Annotated in this window: 12 protein-coding genes and 1 other RNA gene; 2 read left to right on the top strand and 11 right to left on the bottom strand. The window is 42.5% G+C overall.

Features of this window, described 5'->3' with window-relative positions; genetic code table 11:
• Nucleotide 1: 1 nt before the first annotated feature.
• The 7 genes from GJU41_RS18200 to GJU41_RS18170 all read right to left on the bottom strand — a co-directional run bounded on the left by GJU41_RS18200 (nt 2) and on the right by GJU41_RS18170 (nt 7010).
• The gene (locus tag GJU41_RS18200; RefSeq protein WP_083328417.1) at nt 2–502 is read right to left on the bottom strand and encodes a PRC-barrel domain-containing protein; all 501 of its coding nucleotides are present in this window, start codon (nt 500–502) and stop codon (nt 2–4) included.
• Nucleotides 503–504: 2 nt separating this feature from the next.
• Complete coding sequence (gene recD2, locus GJU41_RS18195; protein WP_170292833.1) at nt 505–2880, bottom strand: SF1B family DNA helicase RecD2; 2376 nt, start codon at nt 2878–2880, stop codon at nt 505–507.
• A gap of 29 nt (nt 2881–2909) precedes the next feature.
• Nucleotides 2910–3563: a tetratricopeptide repeat protein gene (locus tag GJU41_RS18190; RefSeq protein WP_070879783.1), complete on the bottom strand. Its 654-nt coding sequence runs from the start codon at nt 3561–3563 to the stop codon at nt 2910–2912.
• A 78-nt stretch (nt 3564–3641) separates the two neighbouring features.
• Nucleotides 3642–4757: a tRNA 2-thiouridine(34) synthase MnmA gene (mnmA, locus tag GJU41_RS18185; RefSeq protein ID WP_070879782.1), complete on the bottom strand. Its 1116-nt coding sequence runs from the start codon at nt 4755–4757 to the stop codon at nt 3642–3644.
• Between the two features lie 27 nt (nt 4758–4784).
• On the bottom strand, nt 4785–5927 hold the full coding sequence (locus tag GJU41_RS18180) for a cysteine desulfurase family protein (protein WP_154319232.1): 1143 nt from the start codon (nt 5925–5927) through the stop codon (nt 4785–4787).
• Nucleotides 5928–5942: 15 nt separating this feature from the next.
• Nucleotides 5943–6359, bottom strand: a complete 417-nt coding sequence (cymR, locus tag GJU41_RS18175) for a cysteine metabolism transcriptional regulator CymR (protein ID WP_070879780.1) — start codon at nt 6357–6359, stop codon at nt 5943–5945.
• 18 nt (nt 6360–6377) lie between these two features.
• Entirely contained in the window at nt 6378–7010 is a 633-nt protein-coding gene (locus tag GJU41_RS18170) for a YczE/YyaS/YitT family protein (protein WP_170292832.1), read from the bottom strand.
• Nucleotides 7011–7284: 274 nt separating this feature from the next.
• On the opposite strand from GJU41_RS18170, the gene GJU41_RS18165 reads away from it, so the two are divergent.
• The gene (locus tag GJU41_RS18165; RefSeq protein WP_154319230.1) at nt 7285–8550 is read left to right on the top strand and encodes a replication-associated recombination protein A; all 1266 of its coding nucleotides are present in this window, start codon (nt 7285–7287) and stop codon (nt 8548–8550) included.
• Between the two features lie 229 nt (nt 8551–8779).
• Here the strand turns inward: GJU41_RS18165 and GJU41_RS18160 are convergent, their stop codons facing one another.
• On the bottom strand, nt 8780–9541 hold the full coding sequence (locus GJU41_RS18160; protein WP_154319229.1) for a tRNA threonylcarbamoyladenosine dehydratase: 762 nt from the start codon (nt 9539–9541) through the stop codon (nt 8780–8782).
• 169 nt (nt 9542–9710) lie between these two features.
• Here GJU41_RS18160 and GJU41_RS18155 point away from each other — a divergent pair, with 169 nt between their 5' ends.
• Nucleotides 9711–9893 (top strand): hypothetical protein, encoded by a 183-nt coding sequence (locus GJU41_RS18155; RefSeq protein WP_070879776.1) that lies wholly within the window; start codon nt 9711–9713, stop codon nt 9891–9893.
• Nucleotides 9894–9907: 14 nt separating this feature from the next.
• Here the strand turns inward: GJU41_RS18155 and ssrS are convergent.
• The 3 genes from ssrS to hisS form a co-directional block, all read right to left on the bottom strand.
• Nucleotides 9908–10096: non-coding RNA, 6S RNA (gene ssrS, locus GJU41_RS18150), on the bottom strand.
• A gap of 62 nt (nt 10097–10158) precedes the next feature.
• Nucleotides 10159–11937, bottom strand: a complete 1779-nt coding sequence (gene aspS / locus GJU41_RS18145; RefSeq protein ID WP_070879775.1) for an aspartate--tRNA ligase — start codon at nt 11935–11937, stop codon at nt 10159–10161.
• A gap of 20 nt (nt 11938–11957) precedes the next feature.
• Nucleotides 11958–13220: a histidine--tRNA ligase gene (gene hisS, locus GJU41_RS18140; protein ID WP_070879774.1), complete on the bottom strand. Its 1263-nt coding sequence runs from the start codon at nt 13218–13220 to the stop codon at nt 11958–11960.
• Nucleotides 13221–13224: the final 4 nt, after the last annotated feature.

Below are 13224 nucleotides of genomic sequence, written 5' to 3'. Positions count from 1 at the left end.
GCTAATGAATAAAATCCATGACGATTGCATCTTTGCTAATGGTTAAAGACCCTGGAGGATCAATCATTCTTTTTCCCTCCATCATATCTGCAAAGAATCCGTCCGTCAGTTCATATGCTACAATGGTGCCCACTTGTTCAGAAAAGTATACATCAGCAAGAAGTCCAAGCTTCTCGCCTTCTGTAGAATAGACGGCTTTGTACTGGATCCGGCGGTGTGATTGCAGGAAATAAGCTTCTCTAAATTCAGACATCGATTTCAGACTGCTTCTGCCATTAACCATTATTCCGTCCTTGCCTATCGTACAAATCGTTTCTGCAGGTACTATGCTCCCTTTCCTGAATATGCCTTTTTCATTTATTAACAGCCCGATAAAAGAGCCATTTGCATCAAAACAAACATCAGATACAAAACCGGCGATTAATCCGTCATCTACATCAACTACCGGCATGCCTCTGAGCTCTGTAAATGTCCGCAGGAGAAACTCCCCCTTTCCGAACATTCTTAGATTTTGTTGTCTTCCATAAAGTCATACGGGGTAATGCCTTCCATTCCAATCATGGCATCAGCAAGGGCAAAGGGAAGCTCTTCTGTCAGTTCTTCAAGATCTTGCTGTTTTTCAGATAGCTTCATTTTTAAAGAGGTCTGCCGGCTTAAATGATCTCTGTTTTCAATTCCCCGCAGCAGGGCATCTTGTTCCCCGCAAAGGATTAAAAACTGCTTGCTTCTAGTAATAGCCGTATAAATCAAGTTCCGTCTAAGCATTCTGAAATAGCTTTTGACAACAGGCACAACAACAATCGGAAATTCGCTGCCCTGTGATTTGTGAATGGAACAGCAGAAGGCATGCGTGAATTGATTGAAATCAGATTTTGTATACGTGACCTCATTCCCATCAAAGGAGATGACGATCATATCTTCTTTTTCAGTGTTTTCCTTGGCATAAAAAATGGAAACAATCTCTCCGATGTCGCCGTTATACACATTGCTCTCAGGCTGATTTACAAGCTGGAGCACTTTGTCGCCGGATCTGTATACCGTATCTCCGAATTTCATTTCCCTTTTATTTTCAGCTTTAGGATTAAACAGCTGCTGCAGCATAATATTAAGCTGATCTATGCCTGCAGGCCCGCGGTACATCGGGGCAAGCACCTGAACATCACGGGCTGTATATCCTTTTTTAATGGCGCTCGAAATGACTTTCTCCACTACTTCCTTTACCTGTGCACCGCTGCATCGAATAAAGGATCTGTCTTTAGTAGGCGCAGTCAAGTTATCCGGCAGCCTTCCTTTTTTAATATCATGGGCAAGCTCTATAATGGATGAACCCTCAGCCTGTCTGTAAATATCCGTCAGCCTTACAACAGGAACTGCCTGAGACTCAAGTAAATCGCGCAGCACTTGACCAGGGCCTACAGAAGGCAGCTGGTCTTCATCACCAACCATGATGACTTGTATATGTTCAGGAAGAGCTTTAAACAGCTGATTGGCAATCCAAGTGTCTACCATCGACATTTCATCGACAATCAGCAGTTTTGCACCGATCGGGTTATCTTCCCCGTGATCAAATCCTTCTGCACCGTTCCACTTTAACAGCCGGTGAATCGTTACAGCAGGCAGGCCTGTTGCTTCAGTCATTCTTTTTGCAGCCCGTCCTGTCGGGGCAACTAACGAGATTGGAAAACGCTCTTCTTTTTTATAATCTTTTTGCTCGAGGGAACAGCCATGCAAATCTGCGTAAAGCTCTACGATCCCTTTAATAACGGTCGTTTTTCCAGTACCAGGTCCTCCCGTCAGCAAAAGCATTGGCGACATCAGAGCCGTTTGAATGGCTTCTTTTTGAGTCGGGGCGTACTGCACGTTCATTCTCTCTTCCAGTTTTCCGAGTGAAAGCAAAAACTCTGATTCAGGAAAAATACTCTCATATTCTGTCTGCAAAAGGACACGCTGGATACTTTTCACAAGTCCCTGTTCAGCAAAAAAGAGAGAGGGCAGATAGGCTCTGTCTTCTTCAATAATAATTCCTTTATCTTCTGCAAGTTTGATCACTTGCTCTGAAATATCGGTTTCAATAATTCCTGAATTCTTTGATGAATTCAGCAATTCCATTGATTTTATAATTAACTGCTCAAGTGATACATATGTATGGCCCTCTTGAAGGCAAAGATGTTCAATTGTATAAAAGCAGGCAGCTTTAATCCGCTCAGGGTGATTTCCGCCGAGGCCCATTTGGCCGCCAAGCTCATCAGCGCGCACGAACCCGATTCCTTCGATATCTTTAACAAGCTGAAAAGGATTCTCCTGAATCATCTGGATGGTTTTATCCTGATAGGCCTGGTAAATTTTCATAGAAAGCTGAGGACCGAAGCCAAGCTGATTTAAAATAATCATTGCCTGCTCAAGACCCTGATGCTCCTTCAGCTGATCAAGCAGCTGTTTTGCTTTGTCTTTGCCGAGTTTCGGCACCTTATCCAGTACAGAAGGATCTTCCATCATTTTCGAAATGGCGCCTTCTCCGAGAACATCGACTATCGCTTCAGCTGTTTTCCTGCCGATCCCTTTAAACAGGTCACTTGAAAGGTATTGAATGACACCATCGCGCGTTTTGGGAATTTCCTTGCGGTAATGCTCAGCCTGAAATTGCTGTCCGAATTTAGGATGCTGCGTAAGCATCCCAAAGAAGGTATATGTTTCATCTTCATGCAGAAGAGGAAAATAGCCCGTCACGGTTATTTCTTTTTGATCATAATTTTCGCTCGTTTCAAGAACCTCCGTCTTTAAAACGGTATAATGGTTTTGGTCATTCTGATAAATAACCGTGATGATCTTTCCTTTTAAAAACCGTTCCTGCTCTTGAAACAGGTCCGCCTTTTGCTGCACAAGATCTCCTCCCCCTGATTGCCTGATTCTTACAGTGTTTGCATCAGCTGCTTCAAATTAGCCGCCATGTCATGGTCCGGCTGAATGCTCAGAGCTTGATCGAGCATTTCCATGGCCTTTTTTGCGTCCTCTTTAAATGCGTAGCCTACACCTAAATTATAGTATGCGTCCGCATGACCTGGATCTTTTTCCACTACAATCTGGAATTGACGAATCGCTTCATCAAGTGATTCCTGCTGAGCTAAACATAATCCATATTGAAAGCGCGCTTCCGTGTCTTCTTCATTTAATTCAACTGCTCTTTGTAAATATGGAAGGGCAGGCAGCGGCTGATCCATTTGGACATAGCTCATTCCAAGCATGAAAAAGACATCTGAATGATTCATCCCTTTTTGAATCGCTTTTAAAAACATTTTTTGTGCGGCTTGAAACTGCTCGCTATTGTAATAAACATTTCCGGCACCATAGTAAGCCGTAGTCGTCTTTGCATCAAGTTCTATCGCTTTTTCAAAAAAGGTAATGGCTTTTTCAAATTCTCCTACTGCTGCCAATAAATTTCCGAAATTCACATAACAAACAGCATCCTTTGGATTTTCTTCAATAGCCTCTGAAAAATATCCTGCCGCTTTTTCAAAATCGCCCTTTTGCATGGCTTCTATTCCTAATATACTTTTATCGCTCATGATCAGTAGCACTCCCGGTAACAAATTTTTAAAGAAAAAACCTCAACTGACGTTGAGGTTTTAACAAAGGTTGCATCTTTAACCAACATACCAGATTTTATCATTCTTTTTAAATACTTCATCAATGGTCCCGCCGCCAAGACATTCGTCATCTTTGTAAAAAACAACAGCCTGTCCAGGTGTAATGGCCCTGATTGGTTTATCAAAAATCACTTGTGCAGTTGTTTTATCGATCATTTTCACTGTAACAGCATGATCTTCCTGACGATATCTGAATTTTGCCGTGCAGACAACTTCTCCTTCAGGGAGTTTGTCTGAAACCCAGCTGATGTTTGTAGCTGTAATCGAATCCGAATAGAGCAGATCATTGTCAAAGCCCTGATCCACGTACAAGACATTTTTTTCAAGGTCTTTCCCTACCACAAACCAAGGATCTCCGCTGCCGCCGATGCCAAGACCATGGCGCTGTCCGATGGTGTAATACATCAGGCCGTCATGCTTGCCTTTTACTTCTCCTGAAAGAGTCTGCATTAAACCGGGCTGTGCTGGAAGATAGCCGCTTAAAAATTCTTTAAAGTTGCGCTCTCCGATAAAGCAGATGCCCGTACTGTCTTTTTTTGCAGCAGTCGCAAGATTCGCTTCTTTAGCAAGCTCGCGCACTTTTGATTTCGGAATATTTCCGATTGGGAACATCACTTTTGATAATTGCTCTTGAGTCAGCTGATTGAGGAAATAAGTTTGATCTTTATTTTCATCAGCGCCTCTGAGCATTTTGTATTCCCCGTCGCGGTATTCAACTTGGGCATAGTGCCCCGTTGCAAGATAATCTGCTCCAAGAGAAATCGCATGCTCTAAAAATGCTTTGAACTTAATTTCTTTATTGCACATAACATCGGGATTCGGGGTTCTCCCTGCTTTATACTCATCTAAAAAATAAGTAAACACTTTGTCCCAATATTGTTTTTCAAAATTCACTGCGTAATAAGGGATTCCGATTTGATTGCAGACCTGAATTACATCATCATAGTCTTCAGTAGCGGTACAGACTCCGAACTCATCTGTATCGTCCCAGTTTTTCATAAAGATGCCGATCACATCGTAGCCTTGCTGTTTTAAAAGAAGTGCCGCAACAGAGGAATCAACCCCTCCTGACATTCCAACAACAACACGAGTGTCTTTAGGTGCTTTTTGCATCTTTTTCACCTCCAAGTGTCAATCATTCTAAGCTGTTAATCTTTTTACAATTCGCGCTGTCTCCAAAGCGGCCTTCTCAACTTGCTCCACCGTATTTCCAAGACCAAAACTAAAGCGGATGGAAGCTTTTGTCCGTTCAGCCCCCTGCCCGTACATGGCAGTCAGGACATGCGAAGGCTCAATGGAACCTGCTGTGCATGCTGATCCGCTTGATACGGCAATTCCTGCAATGTCCATGTTCACAAGCATCGACTCCACATTTGTCCCTGGAAAATAAAGATTTAAAACATGCGGCAGACTGCTGTCTATCTCTCCATTTATTTCAAAAGAAACATCTTCCGTCTTTAAAATATCAATTATTTTATCTTTAAACTCTTTGTAAAGTACAGTTTTTTGCTCTCTTGTTTCAAGTGCAAGCTGAACTGCGGATTTAAATCCTGCAATGCCGGGTACATTTTCCGTTCCCGCACGCCGTTTCAGTTCTTGCTCTCCGCCGTGAAAGTGCTGTTTAAGCGAGAGTCCTTCTTTAACATAAAGAAAACCGGTCCCTTTTGGTCCATTAATCTTGTGGCCAGAAGCAGAGAGCATATCTATATAGCTCTCTTTCACATTCAAATCAAGGATTCCGAATGCCTGTACAGCATCTGTATGGAAAAGAGCCTGATGATCCTTCAGAACCTTGCCGATCTCATCAATCGGCTGAATCGATCCAGTTTCATTGTTTCCATACATGATCGTAACCAATATGGTTTCAGGCGTCAGTTCCCGTTTAAGATCATCAATTGAAACAATGCCATTTTGATCAACAGGCAAATAGGTAACATCAAACCCCTGTTTCTCCAGATGCTTGCATGTATTTAAGACCGCATGATGTTCAATCTGTGTCGTAATGATGTGCCTGCCTTTATGCTGGTTTGCAAGAGCGGAGCCGATTATCGCTAAATTATCAGCTTCCGTTCCGCCGCCCGTAAAAATAATTTCCTTCGGTTTTGCATGCAGACTCCGCGAAATTACCGCTCTCGCCTCATCCAGCAGTCTTCTGCTTTCTCTTCCAAATGAATGGATGCTTGAGGGATTGCCGAATACATCCTGCATGTGAGGAAGCATCGCGTTAATTACTTCCGGATGCATTGGGGATGTGGCAGCATGGTCCAAATAAATTCGCTCCATTTTACTCCCTCCTTTTTAAATATAAAACATATAAGATTCCTGCTCGCCATCTGAGTAGTTTGCTAAATCTTCAAGAGTTGTATTATCAAGCACATCTTTTACTGCATCGCGTATGCGAATCCATAAGTGACGCTTTGCAGGCTCTTCATCTTCAAGCACTTCTACAGGGCTGATCGGCCCTTCAAGAACTCTGATAATATCCCCTGCAGTAATGGCATCAGGTTCATTTCCAAGAACGTATCCTCCGTATGCTCCGCGGATGCTTTTGACTAAACCGGCATTACGGAGCGGTGCGATCAATTGCTCTAAATAGTGTTCAGATAAATCATGCGTCTGGGCAATGCTTTTTAATGAGGTTGGCCCTTCACCGTGTTTCTTTGCAAGCTCTATCATAATTGTAAGACCATAGCGGCCTTTAGTTGAAATTTTCATATATACACCCCTATAATTCTAGCTAACTTGGTGAACATCCGCTTCTTTTCTTATTGTCTTTTCCAGCAGGGCATTGGTTGTTTTCTGGCATTGCGGAAGGGTAAATCCGATGACATACCCAATAGACAGTGTACAGACGATTGTTCCAACGAAAACCGGTCCGCCCAAAATCCAGCCGAAAAAAAGAACAATGACTTCAATCCCTCCGCGAATCCTTGATACCTTTATGCCGGTTTTTTCAACCAAAGCAAGCATTAATGTATCACGAGGTCCTGCACCGCAGCCTGCCGAAATATACAAGCCGATTCCATACCCCATCACAATAATACCAAGTAAAAGCATCAGTGCTTTCCCGGCATATCCTGACGGTGTCTGCATAAACGGCAATGATAAGTATAAATCTATAAATAGACCTACAGTCAGCATATTGACAAAGGCACCTGCCTGAGGCACCTTTCTTGTAAAAATGGAGGACAATAGAAGAATGGCTCCTCCTACAATAATTGCCCAAGATCCAATCGTTAAACCAAGCTGGTAATATAATCCTATATGAAGTACATCCCATGGAGATGTGCCAAGTTCAGCTTTTATCGTAAGGACGATGCCGAAAGACATGATGAGCAGGCCCAAGAAATAAATGCCCCATCTCATACTGAGCTCCTGATTCTTTTTATTGCGCAAAGCATTCATCGTTCTTCACTTCGCCTCTCATCATTAAAAATCTGAAACAATCTATTTTCCGCTGTTAAAATTTGTTTTTTCCTTAAATGAACCTATGCCATTATAGCATATTATCCTTCACCAGAGCATTCAAATTAACTCGCCGGTTTCCTATTAAAGATATAAATCAATTCATATGACTAAGAGGAAAAGTCATGATAAGCTTAGTAAAATAAGATCAGTGCTTCGTCTTGGGAGTGATAACATGAAACCTCTGGCATTTCGAATGAGACCAGAAAACATTGATGAAATAATCGGGCAGGAACATTTAGTCGGCAAAGGAAAAATGATTGAGCGGATGGTAAAAGCAAAACACTTGAGCTCGATGATTTTGTACGGCCCTCCCGGAATAGGAAAAACATCCATAGCCACAGCGATTGCAGGAAGCACAAACACCGCTTTCCGTAAGCTGAATGCAGTTGTGAATAATAAAAAAGATATGGAAATCGTCGCAGAAGAAGCTAAAATGTCCGGAAAGGTCATTTTAATTCTTGATGAGGTCCATCGTCTGGATAAAGCAAAACAGGATTTTCTCCTTCCTTATTTAGAGGATGGAAAAATCATTTTAATTGGAGCAACGACAAGCAATCCCTATCATGCCATCAATCCTGCCATCAGAAGCAGATGCCAAATTTTCGAATTAAAGCCTTTAGAAGCTGCTGATATAAAAACAGCACTTGAACGGGCTTTAAAGGATGAAAAGAAAGGACTTGGCAACTATCGTGCCGTTATTTCCGAGGAAGCTCTCATGCACTTTGCCTCAAGCTGTGCAGGTGACGTCCGGTCTGCTCTTAATGCTCTGGAACTTGCGGTCATCTCTTCAGATCCAGATGAAAATGGCGAAATTCACGTAACACTTGAAACAGCAGAAGAGTGTCTTCAAAAAAAGAGCTTTGTCCATGATAAAGATGGAGATGCCCACTACGACGTCCTTTCCGCATTTCAAAAATCGATCCGCGGATCCGACGTAAATGCAGCTCTGCATTATCTCGGCAGACTGATAGAAGCTGGAGATCTGATCAGCATTAACCGCAGGCTGCTGGTCATTGCATATGAAGACGTTGGACTTGCAAGCCCTCAAGCTGGTGCCAGGACATTGGCAGCCATTGAAGCAACAGAAAGGCTTGGACTGCCTGAAGCTCGAATCCCGCTTGCAAATGCAGTCATAGAGCTTTGTCTCTCCCCAAAATCCAACAGCGCATACATTGCACTGGATGCTGCAATTGCAGATATCCGCGCCGGGAAAAGCGGTGAAATCCCGGCTCACCTGAAGGATGCACATTACAAGGGAGCAGAAAAGCTTGGCAGAGGCATTAACTATCAATATCCCCATGACTTCGAAAATGGCTGGGTCAAACAGCAGTATCTGCCGAATTCACTAAAAAAGAAAAAGTATTATGACCCTAAACAAACAGGAAAATTCGAACTTTCCCTTTCACAAATCTATGAAAAGCTGATGAAACAGCAATAAAGAAAAGCGGAATCACCCGGTTAGCTCCGACAGACAGATAAGGATCCGGCTGAAAAGGCGCTTTTTGCCTTTACAGACGGAGCCGTTCTGGCCGAGGAGCTAGGAGGTGGTGGAGCTAGACAAGACGAAAAGCGGAATCACCCGGTTAGCGCAGGCAGACAGATAAGAATGCGAAAGAAGACAATAAAAAAAGCGGCATGATTTCAAATCATGCCGCTTTTTTTATTATTTAGTCGTTTACACGTGCAATTTTAATATCTTTTAAAAGCTCCATGATAACATGTCCGCCCATGATCAAACCTGCTACAGACGGAACCCACGCATTAGAGGATGGCGGCATTTTCGCTTTGCGGATCGGCGCTGCGGCATTTCCTACCTTCAGACGTACATCTTCGCGAATAACAATCGGGCTTTCATCAGAGAAAACAACCTGAATGCCTTTTCGGATTCCTTCTTTGCGAAGGCGGGTTCTGACCACTTTTGCAATTGGATCTGTATGGGTCTTGGAAATATCGGCAATTTGAAATCTTGTCGGATCCGTTTTATTTGCCGCGCCCATACTTGAAATAATCGGAATGCCTCTATTTAAACATTCTTTCATTAAGTGAATTTTATATGAAATCGTATCAGAAGCATCAATGACATAATCAAGGCCATAGCTGAAAAACTCTTCATATGTTTCTTCTGTGTAAAACATCTTCAGTGCAATGACATCGCACTCTGGATTAATTTCTTTAATGCGGTCTCTCATTAAATCAGCTTTTGGCTGACCGACAGTTGAGACGAGCGCATGAATTTGGCGGTTTACATTAGTAATATCTACATCATCTTTATCTACAAGCAAAATTCGTCCTACTCCGGAACGTGCAAGTGCTTCTGCAGAGAAAGACCCTACCCCGCCAATTCCAAGGACTGCAACTGTGCTGTTTTTTAAAATTTCAATGCCTTCTTTGCCTATCGCAAGTTCATTGCGGGAAAATTGATTCAGCAAAACTCTCAACTCCATTTATTTAATCCATGACTGTATTTTTCCTGAAAATGAATATATCATACTTTCTGTGAAAAACAAGAGCTAATTCTAAACATTTACTTCATTGGTTTCTCTGTTTAAGGCAGTCCCTCTCTGCAAAACAATATTTATAACGAGGAGTATGCCGTTAATGATTGACGAAAGCGAAGAAATTGTTTTGAAGCATTTCAGCTGCCGTTGGGACAGGATTGTTCCTATATTCTCGCTTTTCGTTTTTTTAGGTAGCCAGTCAGACAAAATAGTACACAGTAAATCAAAATTTATTTTTAAACAAAATAAAAACCTGCATAAGCAGAAAGCTTATGCAGGCTGAATTCTCGTTCGTTAAGAAGTCCCAATTGTGCCGTCGCTGCTATCTTGGTTTTGAACCCGCTCACAGCAGGTGGGTGTCCTGTTTCATGTATGATAAGTCCTCTGATCGAATGATGAGGCATTTACATAACGCTGAAAACGTGAACTCCCGGATCAAGTAATGTTGGATCAAAACTAAGTGTACGACGTACACATCAGGACTTCTTTTTATCTTGTAAAAAGATTACCACAACAAGGTGCGGTTTTCAAGTAAATCATTCTGGGCATTATTCACTCTTTTTCAGTTTTAATGCAAGGTTAAGATCTGTTAATTGCTCTGTGCTTACTTCACTTGGAGCATGTGTCAGAAGGTCGCTTGCACTTGCCGTTTTAGGGAACGCAATGGTATCGCGCAAGTTCGTTCTGCCAGCTAAAAGCATAACCAAACGGTCAAGTCCAAGGGCAATTCCGCCATGAGGAGGGGTGCCATATTCGAACGCTTCTAAAAGGAAGCCAAATTGTTCAACTGCTTCTTCTTCAGAGAAACCAAGCAGTTTAAACATTTTTTGCTGAATGTCTTTTTCGAAAATACGGATTGATCCCCCGCCAAGCTCGTATCCATTTAAAACAAGGTCATAAGCCTGAGCTTTCATGCCTGCCGGATTCGTCTCAAACAGCTCAAGATCTTCGCGTGCCGGCATTGTAAATGGATGATGCGCAGCAAAGTAGCGTCCCGCTTCTTCGTCATATTCAACTAGAGGCCAGTCAACTACCCAAAGGAAATTGTATTTGCTTTCGTCGATTAATCCCAGCTCTTTTCCCAGCTTTAGACGCAAAGCACCAAGTGCATCTGCAACGACTTGCTTTTTGTCGGCAACAAAAAGCAATAAGTCTCCCGTCTCTGCTTCAGTCACTGTTTTCAAGCTTTCCTGTTCTTCAGCAGGGAAAAATTTAGAAATAGGGCCTTTTAGCTCCTGCTCCTCTACTTTGAGCCACGCAAGGCCTTTTGCACCATATTGAGAAACGAACTCTGTTAAGGCATCAATATCTTTTCTTGAATAAGAAGCAGCTGCTCCTTTAACGTTAATCACTTTTACTTCTCCGCCGTTTTGCACGGCACCGCTGAACACTTTAAAGCCGCTGTCTTTCACAAGTTCAGAAACATTGACGAGTTCTAGTCCGAATCGTGTATCAGGCTTATCAGATCCATAACGGCCCATTGCTTCGTCAAACGTCATGCGTGGAAGAGGAAGGGTTAAATCTACGCCTTTTGTTTCTTTCATGATGCGCGTCATCATCTCTTCCATCAAGGTCATGATTTCATCCTGGCTCATAAATGACATTTCAATATCCACTTGTGTAAACTCAGGCTGACGGTCAGCACGGAGATCTTCATCTCTAAAGCAGCGTGCAATTTGGTAGTAACGGTCAAATCCAGAAACCATCAGCAGCTGTTTGAAAATTTGCGGTGATTGAGGAAGAGCATAGAATTCGCCTTCATGCACACGGCTCGGCACTAAATAATCACGTGCTCCCTCTGGAGTGCTTTTCGTTAAAATCGGCGTTTCTACATCTAAAAATCCTTTTTCATCCAAGAAATTCCGGATGGATTTTGAAACGTTGTGGCGCATTTTGAATGTATCAAGCAAAGCTGGTCTTCTTAAGTCCAGGTAACGGTACTTTAAGCGGACATCTTCTGATACTTCTTCAGATTTATCTTCAATCAGGAAAGGCGGATTTTTTGCAGCATTGATGATTGTGACATGTTCAACCTTCACTTCAATTTTCCCAGTCGTAAGATTAGGGTTTACTGTTCCCTCTGTACGTCCGACTACTGTGCCTTCAATATCCAATACATATTCACTGCGGATTTTTTCTGCGATTTTCAGGGCATCTTCAGAAACTTCAGGATTGATCACGATTTGAACAATTCCAGTTCTGTCTCTTAAATCAATGAAAATGAGCCCGCCAAGGTCGCGGCGTTTTTGCACCCATCCTTTTAATACTACTTTTTCCCCGATTGCTGCTTCTGTTACTTCACCGCAATAATATGTTCGTCCAAACATGTTTGTCTCTCTCCTTTTGGCTATGCTTTTATATAGGCTGTAAGCTCATCTATTGATACTTCTACTTGTGTGCCTGTTTCCATGTTTTTCACGGAAATGATGTTCCGTTCAAGCTCATCTTCGCCTAATACAGCAACAAATTTAGCTTTATAGCGATCAGCTGCTTTAAATTGAGCTTTCATTTTTTTATCCTCGTAATCTTTTTCTGCAGTTAATCCTGCTTTTCTGAGTTCATATACGAGAGATACAGAACGGTCTTTCGCTTTCTCGCCAAGAGCTACAACGAAGCAATCAATCGACTGTTCGATTGGAAGCTCAACGTTTTCTGCATCAAGAGCAGCAAGAAACCTTTCAATACTGAGTGCAAATCCGATTCCTGGTGTTTCAGGGCCTCCAAAATCTTTCACAAGGCCGTTATATCTGCCGCCTCCGCAAAGAGTTGTGATCGCACCGAATCCTTCTGCGTCGCTCATGATCTCAAATGCCGTGTGGTTGTAGTAATCCAGTCCGCGCACCAAATTAGGGTCAACTGTAAACTCAATATTTAAATCCGTTAAATATTGCTGGACTTTATTGAAATAAGCTCTTGATTCTTCATTTAAGTAATCCATAATTGAAGGGGCCGTAGCCATAAGCTCATGATTCCGGTCTACTTTGCAATCAAGAATCCGAAGCGGGTTTTGCTGCAATCGTTTCTGGCAATCCGAGCAAAACTCACCAATTCTTGGTTCAAAATGAGCAATTAAAGCTTCCCGGTGAGCTTTTCTGCTGTCCGCATCTCCAAGACTGTTGATAATCAGCTTCAGCTTTTTTAATCCAACAGTACGGTAAAGCTCCATTGCAAGAGAAATGACTTCTGCATCCATTGCAGGGCTGTTGCTTCCAAGCGCCTCAACCCCAAACTGAACGAATTGACGGAAACGTCCTGTCTGCGGGCGTTCATAGCGGAACATTGGTCCAATATAGTAAAGTTTTGTCGGCTGAGACGGCTGTGCGTATAATTTCTTTTCAACAAATGCACGGACAGTTGAAGCCGTTCCTTCCGGTCGGAGGGTCATGCTTCTTCCTTTTCGGTCCTGGAATGTATACATTTCCTTTTGGACAATATCCGTTGATTCACCTACTCCTCTTTGAAAAATCTCAGTGTGTTCAAAGATTGGCGTCCGGATTTCTTTATATTGATAGTATCTGCAAATTTCACGCGCTGTGTTTTCGATATATTGCCAGCGTTCAACATCTCCAGGAAGGATATCCTGAGTGCCTCTCGGAATTTGAAATGACATGTTT

This window comes from Metabacillus idriensis (assembly GCF_009674765.1).
GTDB lineage: Bacteria > Bacillota > Bacilli > Bacillales > Bacillaceae > Bacillus_P > Bacillus_P idriensis.
This window is presented reverse-complemented; position numbering and strand designations above follow the sequence as displayed.